Source organism: Desulfosporosinus sp. FKA (assembly GCF_002196785.1).
Classification (GTDB): Bacteria; Bacillota; Desulfitobacteriia; order Desulfitobacteriales; family Desulfitobacteriaceae; genus Desulfosporosinus; species Desulfosporosinus acididurans.
Genome location: NZ_NAHZ01000030.1, coordinates 162,494 through 178,563, shown reverse-complemented (window position 1 = coordinate 178,563; position 16,070 = coordinate 162,494). Strand labels below are relative to the sequence as shown.

General features: G+C 41.6%; 10 protein-coding genes and 1 other annotated feature. Of the genes, 2 read left to right on the top strand and 8 right to left on the bottom strand.

What is annotated here, in order from left to right:
• Positions 1-31: 31 nt before the first annotated feature.
• Positions 32-1,165, bottom strand: coding sequence for a bifunctional 3-deoxy-7-phosphoheptulonate synthase/chorismate mutase (locus tag B5771_RS14690; RefSeq protein WP_088188201.1), 1,134 nt, complete (start codon positions 1,163-1,165; stop codon positions 32-34).
• Between the two features lie 112 nt (positions 1,166-1,277).
• Positions 1,278-1,525, bottom strand: a binding site (T-box leader).
• A 128-nt stretch (positions 1,526-1,653) separates the two neighbouring features.
• Positions 1,654-2,202: a GDSL-type esterase/lipase family protein gene (locus B5771_RS14685; protein WP_088188200.1), complete on the bottom strand. Its 549-nt coding sequence runs from the start codon at positions 2,200-2,202 to the stop codon at positions 1,654-1,656.
• Between the two features lie 410 nt (positions 2,203-2,612).
• Between B5771_RS14685 and B5771_RS14680 the strand changes: the two genes are divergently transcribed.
• Both B5771_RS14680 and B5771_RS14675 read left to right on the top strand, forming a co-directional pair.
• On the top strand, positions 2,613-3,335 hold the full coding sequence (locus B5771_RS14680) for an ElyC/SanA/YdcF family protein (protein ID WP_088188199.1): 723 nt from the start codon (positions 2,613-2,615) through the stop codon (positions 3,333-3,335).
• 16 nt (positions 3,336-3,351) lie between these two features.
• Positions 3,352-3,993, top strand: coding sequence for an HAD-IA family hydrolase (locus tag B5771_RS14675; RefSeq protein ID WP_088188198.1), 642 nt, complete (start codon positions 3,352-3,354; stop codon positions 3,991-3,993).
• A gap of 172 nt (positions 3,994-4,165) precedes the next feature.
• On the opposite strand, the gene B5771_RS14670 is transcribed toward B5771_RS14675, so the two are convergent.
• From B5771_RS14670 to glgB, 6 genes are all read right to left on the bottom strand, one after another.
• The gene (locus tag B5771_RS14670; RefSeq protein ID WP_088188197.1) at positions 4,166-7,693 is read right to left on the bottom strand and encodes a bifunctional glycogen debranching protein GlgX/4-alpha-glucanotransferase; all 3,528 of its coding nucleotides are present in this window, start codon (positions 7,691-7,693) and stop codon (positions 4,166-4,168) included.
• Positions 7,694-7,762: 69 nt separating this feature from the next.
• Positions 7,763-9,196: a glycogen synthase GlgA gene (gene glgA, locus B5771_RS14665; protein ID WP_088188196.1), complete on the bottom strand. Its 1,434-nt coding sequence runs from the start codon at positions 9,194-9,196 to the stop codon at positions 7,763-7,765.
• A gap of 21 nt (positions 9,197-9,217) precedes the next feature.
• Complete coding sequence (gene glgD / locus B5771_RS14660) at positions 9,218-10,348, bottom strand: glucose-1-phosphate adenylyltransferase subunit GlgD (protein ID WP_088188195.1); 1,131 nt, start codon at positions 10,346-10,348, stop codon at positions 9,218-9,220.
• Between the two features lie 24 nt (positions 10,349-10,372).
• Entirely contained in the window at positions 10,373-11,566 is a 1,194-nt protein-coding gene (locus B5771_RS14655; RefSeq protein WP_088188194.1) for a glucose-1-phosphate adenylyltransferase, read from the bottom strand.
• Between the two features lie 45 nt (positions 11,567-11,611).
• Positions 11,612-14,059, bottom strand: a complete 2,448-nt coding sequence (locus B5771_RS14650) for a glycogen/starch/alpha-glucan phosphorylase (protein ID WP_088188193.1) — start codon at positions 14,057-14,059, stop codon at positions 11,612-11,614.
• Positions 13,987-15,963, bottom strand: a complete 1,977-nt coding sequence (gene glgB, locus B5771_RS14645) for a 1,4-alpha-glucan branching protein GlgB (RefSeq protein ID WP_088188192.1) — start codon at positions 15,961-15,963, stop codon at positions 13,987-13,989. Before glgB ends, B5771_RS14650 begins: the two co-directional genes overlap by 73 nt.
• Between the last annotated feature and the right edge of the window lie 107 nt (positions 15,964-16,070).

Sequence of the window (16,070 nt, the reverse complement as noted above, 5' to 3'; positions counted from 1 at the left end):
TAATATAGCGATTTATCCAAATCGTTTGAGACTATTTACTCCCCAAATTATAGAACGATGAGTCAATCTTTTCATCCTGCAATTTGCTTTTTATCTGAGTTTGAACTCCATACTCGAAAATTAAGGGATAAATCTTCTTAATTAAGTCTGAAGGAAGATTTAGCTCTTCAGCCAAAGTCATTAAACGCTGAATTATCTCTTTCTCTCTGCTAATATCCTTCACTCGATCAAGCCGTTTCTGATCGCTTAATTTCCTGACGATTTGCATACGTTCTGCTAAACCTTCAATTATATCGCGATCAATCTTATCAATCTGGGAGCGCAGCGCTTCAAGCGAATCACCTGTTCCCATGTCAAAAGCTCTCCTAACTGATCGTGCAACCCCGCCCAACTCTCCAGCTAAACTCAAAAATTGTTCCGGCGTAAGGGACTGAGGACCATCACTTACAGCTTCATCAGGGTTAGGATGCATTTCTATCAGCAAACCATCTGCTCCCGCAGCAATAGCAGCTTTTGACAAGGAAGAAATTAAGTCCCTTCTCCCTGCGGCATGACTCGGGTCAACAATGACCGGAAGGTGAGAGAGTTCTTTAGCCACTCCTACAGCACTCACGTCTAAGGTATTCCTCGTACTGGGTTCATAAGTCCGAATGCCACGTTCACAGAGAATCACACGGGAATTGCCCGCTGATAAAATATATTCCGCAGCCAGCAGCCATTCCTCAATCGTTGCTGATAAGCCCCGTTTAAGAATAATAGGTTTATCAACCTTGCCGGCTAATTTAAGAAGTTCAAAATTCTGCATATTGCGAGCGCCTATTTGCAGCAAATCAACCTTATCAACCACTAAATCCAAACTTCGTGTATCAACGACTTCAGTGACACAGAGTAAACCATGCTCTTTAGCGGCCTGGACCATATAGTTGATACCTTCCAAGCCCAATCCTTGGAAACTGTATGGTGAGGTACGAGGTTTAAATACTCCGCCACGCAGAATTTTCCCTCCTGCTTTTTTTACAGTCGCAGCAGATTCCTGCATCTGAATACTTGATTCAACGGCACATGGTCCGCCCATCAAGATAATTTCCTCTCCGCCTATTTTTACTCCGTCCACCTCAATGATGCTTCGTTCCGAGTCAAGTCCTGCCAATTTCAAATCTTTCATCATCATTTCCTCCCTCAAATTTAAAATTTGCGGGTAACTTCTCTGCACGTTTCAGCCTTCGGATAATCTCTGAAACCGAGAGTGGACTCAAAAATAATACGTCTGTCCTCAAAATAAGGACAGACGTTAATCTGCGGTACCACCTTAATTGATGCACAAATTAATGCATCCTCTTATGCAGAGTGCCATCACACCCTTCGCCGCATAACGCTGGCTTAGCGTCGAAAGCTACTCCAGCTAACACTGTTTCGCTTCGCCCTCAGGGGCCCATTTACTCGCTCCAATACCTGTCGAGTTTCCACCGTACTCAACTCTCTGAGAGGCTGGTGTGCGCTTTTACTTCCCCATCAACGGTTTATACAATCATAGCACTCTGATCACTAAATTTCAAATTAATTTCTTGTAAATTTATAGATAAGTTTCTTGGTTTTTCTATGATCTTCTTTAGTTATGTAACCAGAGCAAGGATAATATAAAGATACATCGATCTAAATTATTTTCCATGATTTCCATATTTGAGAAGCAATTTCTCCCATAAACGCATATCCCTTTTTACTTGGATGGACTTCATCGACAAAAAGTTCAGCAGCTTGACCTGCATTGATTCTGAGACGGAAAGGAAAATAAAAATCAATCATGAGGATTGATTCTTTAACCGCATACTCGATCAACCATTTTCTATAGTCCTCTAAAAAGCGTTCTTCTTCAGGTAATAACGAGGGAGTTGGCAAACCTAATATAGGGATAATGTTCTTCTTTTTACTCAATTCAATCATGCGCCTAAAATTCTCACTTACTTGCTTAAGGCTTATTTCCTCATAAGCATCGTTTGCTCCACCCAAGACAATGACATGAGTGGGCATGTACGTTAATACATCTCGTTCAAAACGTTCGAGCATACCCTTGGTGAAATCCCCATTAATACCCTGATTTATTACCTCGCATTTTAATTCCTCTGCTAGATATTTAACCCAAGACTCCTGACGGCTAAAAGGATAACCTTCAGTAATCGAATCGCCAATAGCAACCAGTTTCATGTTATACCTCATTTCGAGCCTATATAAACTCGTCATAAATATCTATTTTAAGCAACTTTTCAGCAGTGACTTCTCAAGGGAACTCAATCTGCTGAAGCTGATCTTAAGAATAATTGTACTATCCAACTAGGTAACTATCAATATTTTGTAGACTCCCCTTAAACGCTGCCATAAATTCCGAAGGTTTATCAGGAATATCGATGTGAAGCAAGAAGTTACTGTTTGTCGGCTTTCCTGTTAGTGATATTTAAACTTGCTCGCTTAAATTTTTTGCAATAGAAGATGTTTACAAATTAATACTTATAGATTAATAAAGGAAAATAGTGTAAAGTACAACTAACAAACAAGTACGGCCTAGAAGGTTTTGGAGAAATTTTCGATGCATTGGCTACATACTAAGGAGAGATATTATGTCAAGTCCGAGAGAAAATGAATTGTTCAATGTGAAAAAAGTCAAATTACTAAGAGGTCGTCTGGCTAAATTTGTCTGCCTCTTGCTTGTCATTCTAGTGCTTTTAGGAAGCACGGCTCTGGCTGTAAACAAGTATGTCGAGAAGGTCGGCTCGAACTACATCCTTAACCTAAAAGATATTCCTTCGGCAGATGCCATTCTTGTTTTAGGCGCCTATGTTGCTCCAGACGGAACTCCGTCACCTATGCTCGGTGACCGTCTCACAGAAGGATATGAACTTTACGAACAAGGCAAAGCACCTAAGCTATTAGTCAGCGGCGACCATGGGCGAAAAACTTATGATGAAGTCAATGCTATGAAGAACTATCTGATGAATAAAGGAGTACCAAGCCGGGACATTTTTATGGATCATGCAGGTTTTAGTACCTATGATAGTATTTATCGGGCCAGGGATATTTTTGAAGTTCACAAGGTAATCATCGTAACCCAGGAATATCATCTTATGCGAGCAGTTTTTCTCGCTCGGGAAATGGGACTTGAAGCCTATGGAGTGGCTTCCGACAAGCACGATTACGGACAAGTCATGACAGCTTACAACCTCAGAGAAATTGCTGCCCGGAACAAAGATTTTCTTTGGGTCAAAGTGTTCAAACCTAAGCCAACATTTTTAGGCGATACGATACCCGTTTTTGGCAACGGCGATGCAACGGATGATAAATAACGAAAGGAGTCTGGCGATGCAACTTAAAGGATTCATTTTTGATTTAGACGGGACCTTGCTCAATACGCTTCCCGTTTGCTATACAGGTTTTCGCAAGGTCCTTTTAAAGTTTTTAGGCCGCGAATATTCCGATCAGGAAATCGCCGCCCTGTTTGGACCTTCAGAAGAAGGAGTTTTTAAAAAAGTTCTTCCTGATAGATGGGAGGAAGGGCTCCAGAGTTATCTGGAAGAATACGATCAAGCCCACGCTGAGTTTGCCAAGCCTTTCCCTGGGATAGAAGATGCCCTGGAATTGCTTTTACAGCGAGGAATTAAGTTGGCTATCGTTTCGGGCAAAGGTCCCGGAAGTATGTCTATCTCCTTAAGGCATTCGGGTCTGAGCCGATATTTCGAGTTAGTAATTACCGGCTCAGAGCAAGGTGCGGATAAACCTAAACACATTAAAGAAATTCTCCATGCCTGGGACTTTTCACCTTTAGAGGTTGCTTATATTGGTGATACGGCTTATGATATCATCGCTGCTAAAAATGTCGGTACATTCTCGGTCGGAGCTGTCTGGGCTAATACAGCTCAGATCCAGCGAGTAATAGACTTAAAGCCATCTATCTGTTTCACAAATGTAGACTCCTTTAGACAATGGATCGAGCAATTAAGGTAGCGAACTTAGGTAGGGGAACCACTCCCACTCGTAGAAACGGGAGTCTTACGCTTGAATCAAACAGGAACATGCTGGAAAATCCTTCATCCAGTCATGTTCCTGTTTGATTTTATTCAGTTTTTAAGATCTCCACTTCTATAAGTGGGGGTGGATTCCTCATCACTATCGAGGCTTACCTTTGGGCATTCCTGGCCAAAGACCGCAGCCAGGTCTTAACCTCTGTTGTCAGCAAATCTTTATTTAACGTCCAACCCCAGTTCCCCTCAACAGTCCCAGGGACATTCATTCTGGCTTTCGAATCAAGTCCCAAGACATCTTGCATCGGGGTGATAACCCAAGCTGCCTGACTCAGATATAACTCTTCGATAAGTTTACGACATGCTCTTTTTAGACCTTCCTCCTGGAATTTCTCATTTTCTAATTCCTGATTGCAGTGAGATTCCTCACCGCTGCTAATCATCGTTGATTTGTACCAACCCAACAAAGTGTCGTTGTCGTGGGTACCAGAGTAGTAAATAATATTCATGTCACCTTCGGAGTCAACGTCCTCAAGTGAAGTGAATTGGAGCACCTTCATGCCTGGAAACCCAAAAATCCTTTTTAAAATGGTAACTTCAGTTGTTATAATCCCCAGGTCCTCTGCTATAAAAGGCAGTTCTCCAAATCTCTCCGCCAGACTCTCGAAAAACCGTTTTCCAGGTCCCTTCATCCAATGACCATGGATTGCTGTTTCTTCCTTAACATCGATCTCCCAATAGGCTTCAAAGCCGCGGAAGTGATCAAGGCGCACATAATCAAAAAGCCGAAGGGCGAGTTCTATTCTTTTCTTCCACCAAACATAATCCTGAGCTGCCAAAGCATCCCAATCATAGACGGGATTTCCCCATAACTGACCGGTCTCACTAAAATAATCGGGAGGAACGCCTGCCACTTTTAGAGGGAACCCGCGCTCATCTAACTTAAAGAATTTGCGGTTTGCCCAGACATCACAGCTGTCGCCGGCAACAAATAGAGGAATATCCCCGATTATTTTTATATGCTTAGCTGCCGCATATTCCTTCAGAGACCGCCACTGGAAATAAAACGTATACTGGACAAAACGCTGAAATTCCATGTCTTCTTCGAGCAGTTGAGAATACTCCGCAAGGTTTACCGGATTGCGGCAAGCTATTTCCGGTTCCCATTCATACCAGGCCTTACTTGGAAAATATGCCTTTAAGGCACGGTAGAGAGCGTAATCATCCAGCCATTCGCGGTTATCCCTCAAAAACCTTACATAGTTCTGACGTGAAAGATACTTAGAGTCCAGGCCATAGTATTCCGGGTCAGCTTTTTGAATCTGAATTCTAAAGACCTTAAAGGCTTCACGGAGACAAGATTCTTTAAACCCTCCCGGAGATTGCAGGCTTTGAGAAAACGTTTTAAGCGCTGACTCCTGCAGAAGCCCCTCTCGGGTTAGGAGTTCCAGACTGATCAATCTATAGTTTCCGGCGAAAGCGGAATCACTTTGATAGGGAGAATCCCCTAAGCCTACCGGGTTTAACGGCAGGACCTGCCATAACGATTGCCCTGTATCCACTAAAAAATCAATAAAGCCATAAGCCTCTGCGCCAAAATCTCCGCTTCCGCTGCCAAAATCAGAGGGCAAAGAACTTATCGGCATTAAAATCCCGCAAGCCCGGCAAAAATCCTGCTGGGGAAACGACAACCGGCTCTGTTTTTTTAACAAAACTAATGCGGATAAAGGATCTAGTTTCAAGGTCTGAGGATTTTGAGCCGCTTCTCTGTCAAGAGTCTCGCCGCTGAGTAGATTGATGCAAAAAGGGTTCAATTTATAATCAGCTGGAGAATCAAAATCTAAGGCTATTTCCCTTGACTGTATAAGGCTGCAATTAACCATAACGCTAATTTCCTCGTCTCTCCAGAACCGTCGAAATCCATAAATATCCGGTTCCAAAAAGAAGGAATGAAAATCACCGGCTTGAAAAGCCTCATATTCGCGGCGCAAGCCAACAACCCTTTTATACCAAGTCAGAATTTCCTTGTCTTCTTGGCCCCAGGGAAATGTCCCGCGATTGTAAGGATCGCTATACCCTTCCATTCCGGCTTCGTCCCCGTAGTAAATACAAGGCACACCCGGAAAGGTCATTTGGATTAAAGTTAGAAGTTTCAATCTCTGTACTGCCAGACACCGAGCCTCTGCTGCAAGCTTAAAGGTGCGTTTTTGAGTTTCTGTTAATGTTTCTTCAGGAGGTGCCTCTCCTAAAAGAGTCAGAATACGTTCACGATCATGGCTTCCGAGAAGATTCATCGCCCCCCTGAAATTCTCCCAGGGATAATTCTCGAACAGACTCATCACACGCCGATGCACCATGCCGGAACTAAGTTTTCCCAGAATATAGTTAAGAACAATATCTCGAAAAGGATAATTCATCACTGCATCCAACTCACAGCCCCAAAAATACTCGCGCCATTGGCCGTAGCTCTGTTTATTTGAAGCATCTTCCCATACCTCTCCAATAAGAACTGCCTCGTGATTAAGCGATTTCATTAGTTCCCTAAATTTTCGGATAAATTTATCCGGCAGCTCGTCTGCAACATCGAGTCTCCAGCCGGCGATCCCTTTTTTCATCCACTTCTGAAGAACCCCGCTCTCAGTGTCAAAGATAAAATCTTGATAAGAAAGTTCCAGTTCGTTCACTTCCGGCAGCGCGTCAACATTCCACCAGCTCTGATAGTCCTCGTTGTTTTCCTTAAAGCGATACCATTGATAATAGGGGGAATTTTTAGATTGATAAGCACCCAAACTTGGGTAATTGCCGTAGCGATTGAAATAAATACTGTCACTCCCTGTATGGCTGAACACACCATCCAAGATGATTGAAATACCATGCTTCCTCATTTCAAGTACTAACCGCTCAAAGATTTCTTCATCTCCGTACATAGGATCAATCCGATGATAATCGGCTGTATCGTATTTATGATTACTCGGTGCATCAAAAAGCGGATTAAAATAAATAACGCTGATGCCCAATTCTTGGAGATAAGGCAGCTTTTTTATAACGCCTAACAAGTTACCGCCAAAAAAATCCCAATAGGTTACTCTGCCCTCTTCGTCTTTAATGTAGATAGGTGGTTCATACCAATTGGCATGTATAAGGGCATTTCTTCTGGAATAGGGGAGAAAACCTTCTTCATGGGTCTGATAAAAACGGTCGACGTAGATCTGATACATAATGCCTTTTTGGTACCAGTCAGGTATTTTCATGGGATAATAAACCGTCACTTGGTAAGAAGGGGGTTCGTGATCTTCAAGCAGTCCCTCGCCCCCCAATCTTCGAGAATTGCCATAAAAATAGTTTTGGCCTCCAACGGAAAACTTAAAATAATACCAGACAAGACCGGGTTCACCGGGAACCACATATTCCGCTTCAAATACCACCCTTTGTTCAGAACCCTTGAGAGCACAGACAGCTGAAGCTAACCTCTCTCCGCCTCGGTCAGGAAGCACTGCAGGTTTTTGGGCAGCCATGGGAATTAAGCGTTCCTGTTCCTTCTCCCAAACTCTTAAAAAGCAGTCCTCAACAGACAGAACCGAACATATTTCCAGGCGTAAAAGAATCGTTTGCCCACAGGTTACTGCTCCAAAAGGGGCACGAAAGTATAACTTATGGGAGTTATGATAGGCGAAAAGTTCCATTTCGGCTCTCCTAAGAAGATTTTTAGAATTCTTTCACCTGAAACCCTAAATAAGTTTTAGGCTTTTAACCTACCTGATAAGAGACTCGTATAGATTAAGATAGGCAGAAGCTGAAGATTCCCAACTGAAATCACACGTCATGGCGCTTTTTTGCAATCGGGCCCAGGCGGTTTTATCGGAGTCATAGATTTTTACTGCCCGCTGGACGGCAAACAGTAATTCGTGAGCATTATAATTGGCAAAACTAAAGCCGTTGCCTTCACCCGTATATTCATTATAGGAAATCACTGTATCCTTTAATCCTCCTGTTTCTCGTACAATGGGAATTGTTCCATAATGCATGGCAATCATTTGCGCTATGCCGCAAGGTTCAAACAGTGACGGCATTAATAACATGTCAATTCCAGCATAGATTTTGTGAGCAAATTGATCGTTGAATTCTCTTCTGAAGACAAACTTACCCGAATATTTCTCGGCAAATGTTTTCAATTTCTCTTCATAAAGTTTATCCCCCGTCCCCAGGATAACGAGTTGCACGTCAAGCATCAGAATTTCTTCCATTATAAAGCAGAGGAGATCCAGCCCTTTCTGGTCAACTAGACGGCTTACCATCCCCAGAAGCGGTGAATTTTCTCTTTCGGGAAGTCCTAAACAATGCTGCAAATCCTTTTTATTCAAGTCCTTAGCTTGAGGAGAAAAACTATAAGGGAAGGAAATCAGAGGATCTGTGTAAGGATCATAAACCTGATAATCAATACCATTGAGAATACCAAGCAATGATTCTTTGCGTTTTTGGATAATCCCTTCCAATCTCTCTCCATAAAAAGAATATTGGATTTCCTGAGCATAGGTCGGACTTACTGTTGTAATCCTGTCGGCATAAAGCAGTCCTGATTTTAGGAAATTAACCTTACCGTTAAATTCCAACTTTTCCTCTGTAAAATACGTATCATTAAGACCAATAATATCCGTTAAAACTTGTTGAGGGAAAACTCCTTGATACTTAAGATTGTGAATCGTAAATACCGTCTTAAGTGAGTAATACAAGGGCTCTTTGACATAAAACTCCTTTTGCAGCAAGGGAATAAGCGCCGTATGCCAATCATGACAATGAATGATATCGGGCTTAAACTCCGGCAGATGAGTCAGACTTTCTAACACAGCGCGTGAAAAGAAAGCATATTGTTCTGCCTCATCGTACTCTCCATAAATATTACTACGCTTAAAATAATACTCATTGTCGATAAAGTAGAAACGGACTCCCCTATGGATAAATTCTTCAAGGCCGCAATATTGTCTGCGCCATGCTAAAGGAACGTAAAAATGATTAATATGCTGGAATTGTTTGCGGAAATTTTCGGGGATATTACTATACTTTGGCATAATAACACAAACGTCGGCGCCTTGTCTTTGCAAGGCACTGGGCAGAGAACCTCCTACTTCACCCAAACCGCCGGTTTTGACAAAGGGATCTGCCTCAGCAATAGCAAAAACAACTTTCATAGTACCCCTCTTTTCTCAAGCCTAGACCAAAGACCCTTTAAGGACGACCAAGGGAGAATTTTTATTTCCTTTTAATATATTTCCGGGATAAACTTGAACAAATTTATCCAGAATGACATGATCTAATCGAGAGCCACTGGAAACTTTACATTTCTGCATGATAATACAATTGCTTATACTGGCCCCGGTTTCAATAATTACTTCGCGTGATAAGATTGAATTACGGACCTCTCCTTCAATAATACATCCACTGGAAATTAGAGAATTTGCTGTAATTGCTTGATGACCATGCTTCGTAGGAGGATTGTCCACAATTTTAGTGTGTATTCTGTCATGTCCCATAAGTACTTCCCGGCAAATTATCGGATCAAGCAATTCCATGCTCCGATCAAAGTAATCTTTAACTGAGTTTATCACTCCAAAATAACCGGTAAAAGGAACTCCAATAATTTTTAACGTGCGCATATTTTCACGTATTGCTTCGATCAGATTTATAGATTCAATTGAGCGATATCCATCGACAATTTCCAGAAGGAGCGTTCGCCGAATAATCAACATATCCAGAAAATAGTTCTGCTTTCGCGGCCAGGCTATTGTTGACTCCGTTTCACTCACATCCAGAATATCAAGAACATCTTGATTATCAGAGATGACAAGACGTTCTTTTCCCTTCATGGCGGAGGGATCTGTGCTCTCTTTATATATCAACGTTACGTCAGCTTTCTCATTCCTGTGATTTTCCAAAGCCTCATTGTAATTGATATTAAAAATATGATTACAGCCGCTGATAATAATATTTTCGGACAAGTCCTTCTGCAGATATTCAATATTCAGCTGTAAGTCTTTAAGCCGAAATTTACCGTTTTCCCCGGATAGTCCATGAATAGCTCCAGGTAAAATAAACAATCCTCCGGACTTACGATCCAAAAACCAATCTTTACCGGCTCCCAAATGATCCAGTATCGACCTGTAATGACGGGGAGTAATTAACCCGATTGTCCATAATCCGGAATTAACCATACTTGATAGGGCAAAATCTAAAATTCGATAACGTCCTCCGAAGGGGACCGCCGCGATCGACCTTTCGGAGGTTAACCCTCGGAGACTATCAGAACCATTATTTCCAAAAAGGATTCCAATGGCATTTTGCATCTGCTACCCTCCCCTCGGCAAATTTTAGCGGGTAGAATACAGATTACTGCCCGCATAAATGACAGAGCCTTTTCCAAGGACGTAATGATCCTCTATGACTGTAATTCCTGCCTGGCGCACACCAGAATCCTGTTCAATTCCGATTGAACAATAACTCATTATTTTGGCATTTTCACCGACAATTGTTTTATTGATCTTTGTATGACCACTGACCCTGGCATGGGGCAATAAAATGGAATTTTCTATACTTGCTCCCTCCCCGACATAAGCTCCCGGGGCCAAAACTGAATAGCTGACATCTCCCAGCACCACACAGCCATTACTGATTAGACTGTTATTAATCCTTGCCTTCGGGCCAATATACTGCGGCGGTAAAATATCTTCATTGGAAAAAACCCTTTGAGCAGGATCAAAGAGATTAATGGCCTCATCTCCCTCCAAAAATTCCATATTGGCATTATAGTAACTTTCGATGGTACCCACGTCTCTCCAATAACCTTGAAACCTATAGGCATACAATCTTTTTCCTAATGCAATTTGTTTAGGGATGATATTCTTTCCAAAATCATTTTCCGATTCTTGATCCTGTTCATCCTCTAGTAATGCTTGCTTGAGAATTGGCCAGTTGAAAATATAAATTCCCATGGATGCCAGATTACTATCCGGATTCGCAATTTTTTCAGTAAATTTTATGATCCTGCCTTCTTCATTTGGAGATACGATACCAAAACGCGAGACTTCCTCCCGGGGAACTTCAATTGTGGAAATGGTAATTTCCGATCCCTTTTCCTTATGATAATTGAGCATAGAGAGATAATTCATTTTATAAATATGATCCCCTGAGATAATGAGCACATAGTCCGGATCATAGAAATCGATAAATTTTAAATTTTGAAAAATGGCATTGGCAGTTCCTTTATACCAACTTAATTCGTGTTCCCCCACGAAGGGAGGCAAAATATGAACACCTCCGAAGGGGTTGTCAAGATTCCAGGCAGAACCCAGGCCGATATACGAATTGAGCAGGAAGGGCTTATATTGAGTGAGAACCCCTACAGTATTAATGTTGGAATTTGCGCAATTACTTAAACTGAAATCAATAATTCGGTACTTGCCACAAAAAGAAACTGCGGGTTTAGCAATATTACGCGTCAAACTCCCTAATCTGCTCCCCTGCCCTCCGGCCAAAAGCATTGCAATACACTCTTGCTTATGCATAGTTTCACCTTTCTCTCTGCTTTCTGCATTTACCGAATAATCGAGTCAAGGCTTATCCTGTAAATTGAAGTCAATTGGACGAAAATTGGTTTTCCAGATCTGATCGGCGTACTCTCTGATGGTACGATCGCTTGAGAAAACACCTGATTTAGCAATATTTACCAAGGACATTCCCGTCCAACGTTTTCGATCAGAGTAGGCAGATTGAAGCTGCTTATATACTTCAAGGTAATCCGCAAAATCCCTCAAAACAAAATAGTCATCATTATAGAGCAAAAGAGAATCAAAGATAACCTTAAATTCTTCGCCGGCTGTTGCAAAATAACCGTTGACCAGTTGATCAACACATCGTCTTAGATCCTGATTATCATAATAAAGATCTAAAGACTTATAGCCGCCTTCACTGGAATAGCGTAATACTTCGTCTGCCGATAAGCCGAAAATAAAAAGATTGTTTTCTCCTACCGCTTCCTTTATCTCTACATTTGCACCATCTAATGTGCCGATCGTAATTGCGCCATTCATCATAAATTTCATATTCCCTGTTCCTGAAGCTTCTTTGCTTGCCGTAGAAATCTGTTCACTGACATCGGCAGCCGGATATATTAGTTCACCTAAAGAAACATTAAAATTTTCGATAAAAATGACCTCGAGTTTGTCTCTAACCCTTGGTTCCTTATGAATTTTTTCAGCCAGGGTATTTATGAGTTTAATAATAGTTTTAGCATAATGATAGCCCGGAGCTGCTTTACCGCCAAAAATAAAAGTTTGGGAACCGAGCACTGAATTTGGATCTTCCTGAACCTGATTAAATAAATGCATTATTTTTAAAATGTTAAGGAGCTGCCGTTTATAGGCATGGATCCGTTTAACTTGGACATCAAACATCGAGAAGCAATCGAGCTCAATTCCTTGGGTTTTTTTAATATATTGAAGCAACTGCATTTTATTATGATATTTTGCCTTGGCAGCCTTCTCCAAGAATGCTGCATCCTCCTGATAAATCAGAAGGTTTTCCAATTCCTCAGCGTTCTTCTTCCAAGTCGGGCCAATGGCCTCAGTAATTAGGTCTGACAAGACCGGATTGGCTGTTAAGAGAAACCTCCGATGATTGACACCATTGGTCTTGTTATTAAACTTATAGCTAAACATCCGATAATAGTCTTTAAATACCTGTTGTTTGAGAATTTTGGTGTGTAACGAAGCGACTCCGTTGACAGAAGAACTGCCAATAACCGCTAGGTTAGCCATCTGAATGTGATCATCCTTGATTATCTGGGTATTCTGGATGATCTTCCGATCATCGAAGAATCTTCTTGCGCTGTGTTCCTTAAATCGTCGATCGATTTCTTCGATAATCATAAAAATTCTTGGCAAAATATTTTTAAATAACGTTACCGGCCACTTTTCTAAGGCTTCCGGCATGATGGTATGGTTAGTGAAGGAGATGGAATTTACAGTAATGTTCCAAGCTTGATCCCATCCCAATCCTTCCTCATCGATCAGAATCCGCATTAATTCCGGGATACACAACACCGGATGAGTGTCATTAATATGAATAGACACCCAGCGAGGGAATTCAGCCAAGGATAGATTTCGTTTTTTAACGCTTTTCATAATCGACCCTAATCCCGCCGCCACAAAAAAGTATTCCTGTTTCAGTCTTAATTCTTTTCCTGAACGACTGCTGTCATCAGGATAAAGAATATAGGAAATCGCCTCAACCCCAGATCGTAAACTGACGGCCTGATCGAAATCCCCTCGGTTAAACGAAGCAAGATCCAATTCATTGCTTAATGGTTCAGCGCTCCATAGTCTGAGATTATTGATATTCAATGGATTATCGTAGCTTATGACCGGGATATCATAGGGAACCGCCAAAACGGGTTCATAGTGTTCGTGGTAAAACACTAATTTCCCCTTCACAACTTCTGTGCGAACATGACCTTTAAATTTTACGACAATACTCTTTTCAGCTCGGCGAATCTCCCAGGGATAATCATTTTTCAACCAATTATCCGCCACCTCTGTTTGAAAACCGTTTCTGATCTTTTGCTCAAACAACCCATATCTATAGCGAATACCGTTGCCATGACCGGCTATTCCCCCAAAAGCCATAGAATCTAAAAAACATGCTGCCAATCTTCCCAGACCGCCGTTTCCAAGTCCGGGATCTGCTTCCTGCTCAAGTAAATCATCAAGATCAATGTGCAATTCAGCTAAACCATCTCTAACTAATTCTTCGACACCCATATTGACCAAATAATAACGGAGAAGTTTGCCGATTAGAAACTCCATGGAAAAATAATAAACTTGTTTGGTGTACAGTGTGGAATTCTTAGTTAACGCTCTGTTAAAGCTTATTGTTTCTTTTAACATCAAAACCAATGTTTTGTATTTGTCCCATAAGGAACTTTCATCTAAGGTAATGCCTTCTGTTTCGCTGATTTTGGTAAGATATGCCAGTTTGAAATTGTCTTTGTTGGTAAACATGCAACGCCCCCCCGCCTTAATTTATAGTTAAACTGAGGTTTTAATATGATAGTTGCTAACGGAGGAACTTTAATTCTTAAAGAGAAAGTCCTGCCATGCCATTGAATCCTTTCAGTTACCATAGGGGCACTATTCAAACAGTTTGACCCGCCGAAAATTTCCCGATCTGAATTAAACAGTTCTTGATAAATTCCTCTGCGAGGAACCCCTAGGCGAAAATTCCCATAGGCAACAGGCTGAAAATTGATAATTATAATGAGAAAGTTCTTGGGATCTTTCCCCCGGCGACAAAAAATCAAAATACTTTGGTTCCTATTATCCGCATCGATCCATTCAAAGCCTGACCATTCCTGGTCATTTTCCCAGAAAGCCTTTTCACGCTGATAAAGTTTATTGAAGTGTTTAATATACTCCTGAAACTTTTTGTGCATCTCATAACCTAAAAGCAGCCAATCCAGCTCTGCGTCATAACGCCACTCTATAAACTGGGCCAACTCACCTCCCATAAACATTAGCTTCTTACCGGGATGTCCCATTTGGTAACTTATTAAATTTCTTAAACCGTCAAATTTCTGCCCATAATCACCGGGCATTTTATCAAGAAGGGACTGTTTTCCATGAACTACTTCGTCATGAGAAAGGGGCAAAACAAAATTCTCGGAAAAGGCGTAGGTTAAGGAAAAGTTCAACAAGTTATGGTAATCTTTACGGCAGGCAAATTCATGCTGCATATAACGCAAGGTATCGTTCATCCAACCCATATTCCATTTGAAGTTATAGCCTAAGCCATTGACATAGGTCGGATAGGACACTAAGGGCCAAGCGGTCGACTCTTCGGCAGCCATGAGAACCCCGGGAAAGTTATGGAACACAACCTCATTTAACCTCTGCATAAAAGCGATTGCTTCCAGGTTTTCTCGTCCCCCCTGACTGTTGCGTTCCCAGCCTTTATCCGGTTTTTCAAAATCGAGATAAAGCATACTGCTAACCCCGTCGATACGGAGCCCGTCAATATGAAACGTATCAAACCAAAAAACTGCATTCGCAATAAGAAAACTCCAGACTTCAGGTTTTGAGAAGTTAAAGGTATACGTCCCCCATTTTCCATGTTCATCTTTTTCATAAACCGAGGACCCATTGAATTTACCCAAACCATGACCGTCCTTGCAAAAATGTCCGGGCACCCAGTCCAAAATCACTCCTATCCCCGCTTGATGACAACAATCAACGAAACGCATAAAGTCATGAGGTGTTCCAAAGCGACTCGAACAGGAATAATATCCCGTAATTTGATAACCCCAGGAACCGTCATAGGGATGCTCCATCAGCGGCATAAATTCAATGTGGGTATAGCCCATCTCCAGAACGTACCGTATCAGTTCATCAGTAAAGTCCCGCCAATGATAAAAACCTCCATTCCTTTTTCTGCGCCAGGAACCTGCATGGACTTCATAGATAAGCAGAGGTTTATTCTGCGGATGACTCTCTTCCCGGCGCGATATCCAACGTCGATCCCGCCAACGATATCCCTCCAGGGAGTATAGTTTAGAGGCAGTTAACGGCCTAAGCTCAGAATAAAAGGCAAAAGGGTCTGATTTTAGAAACACTTCGTCATTCTTACTCAGAATTGCGAATTTATATAATCCTGTAAGTATCTTGGGGATAAAAAGTGTCCATACACCGGTATCTCCAATTTCAATCATCCAATCCTGTTTTGTCTGCCAATCATTAAAATCCCCAACAACAGAAACTGCCTTAGCGTCCGGTACCCAAACTGCAAAGTAGGTCCCCAGCACCCCATTATCCTCAATAATATGGGCTCCAAACTTTGTATAGGCTTTATATAGTTCTCCCCGGTTAAATAAATAGATTTCCTCTAAAGTTAGAAACGCCAACTCTCTCATAGATCACAACCTATCAGTCTCATTGTCTATTATCTAAATAAGATGTATTCCGTAAGTTGAAAAATATTAGTCACTTTTCAATATAAGAATAGTCTTAAGAGTCAAAA

Coding starts and splice junctions, on each gene's coding strand:
- B5771_RS14690 (WP_088188201.1), bottom strand. CDS start 1,165: ATGAAAGATTTGAAATTGGCAGGACTTGACTCGGAACGAAGCATCATT.
- B5771_RS14685 (WP_088188200.1), bottom strand. CDS start 2,202: ATGAAACTGGTTGCTATTGGCGATTCGATTACTGAAGGTTATCCTTTT.
- B5771_RS14680 (WP_088188199.1), top strand. CDS start 2,613: ATGTCAAGTCCGAGAGAAAATGAATTGTTCAATGTGAAAAAAGTCAAA.
- B5771_RS14675 (WP_088188198.1), top strand. CDS start 3,352: ATGCAACTTAAAGGATTCATTTTTGATTTAGACGGGACCTTGCTCAAT.
- B5771_RS14670 (WP_088188197.1), bottom strand. CDS start 7,693: ATGGAACTTTTCGCCTATCATAACTCCCATAAGTTATACTTTCGTGCC.
- glgA (WP_088188196.1), bottom strand. CDS start 9,196: ATGAAAGTTGTTTTTGCTATTGCTGAGGCAGATCCCTTTGTCAAAACC.
- glgD (WP_088188195.1), bottom strand. CDS start 10,348: ATGCAAAATGCCATTGGAATCCTTTTTGGAAATAATGGTTCTGATAGT.
- B5771_RS14655 (WP_088188194.1), bottom strand. CDS start 11,566: ATGCATAAGCAAGAGTGTATTGCAATGCTTTTGGCCGGAGGGCAGGGG.
- B5771_RS14650 (WP_088188193.1), bottom strand. CDS start 14,059: ATGTTTACCAACAAAGACAATTTCAAACTGGCATATCTTACCAAAATC.
- glgB (WP_088188192.1), bottom strand. CDS start 15,963: ATGAGAGAGTTGGCGTTTCTAACTTTAGAGGAAATCTATTTATTTAAC.